Annotated in this window: 1 protein-coding gene; it reads left to right on the top strand. The window is 64.6% G+C overall.

Going from position 1 to position 449, the window contains the following annotated elements; all coding sequences use genetic code 11:
• On the top strand, nucleotides 1-449 hold a 449-nt coding region (locus ACFHWW_RS34280; protein ID WP_379943841.1), incomplete at both ends, for an alanine racemase.

The following is a 449-nucleotide window of genomic DNA, read 5'->3' as shown; positions in this document are numbered from 1 at the left end:
GCAATGAACAAGCCTGCGCGAATGGCGGCATCATCCCAGTCGTCAATTCGCTGGAACAGTGGCGGCGGTGGGCGGCAGCGGCCAGCGCATCGGGTCGCGCGCTTCCCGCCGTCCTGCAGTTCGACACCGGCATGTCGCGCCTCGGGGTTTCCCCTGAAGACCGAGACGAGTTGGCAGATCTAGTGAAAGCCGAAAGCCATATCGACGTCCTCTTCGTCATGAGTCACCTCGCCTCCGCGGATGACGTGGACAGTGCACAGAATGGCGACCAGCGTGCGGAGATGGAAACCGTGGCTGCCGAATTTTCACAGTTTCCGGTCTGTTTCGCCACTTCAGGCGGCATCTTCCTCGGCACGTGCGATCACGGCGCACTCGTTCGTCCGGGCGTGGCGCGGTATGGCGGAGCGCCGACGGGTGGCACGGCCAGTCCCAGGGCGCTGGTCGTCCGC

It is taken from the genome of Sinorhizobium sp. P24N7 (assembly GCF_042436655.1).
Taxonomy (GTDB): Bacteria; Pseudomonadota; Alphaproteobacteria; order Rhizobiales; family Rhizobiaceae; genus Sinorhizobium; species Sinorhizobium meliloti_A.
This window is presented reverse-complemented; position numbering and strand designations above follow the sequence as displayed.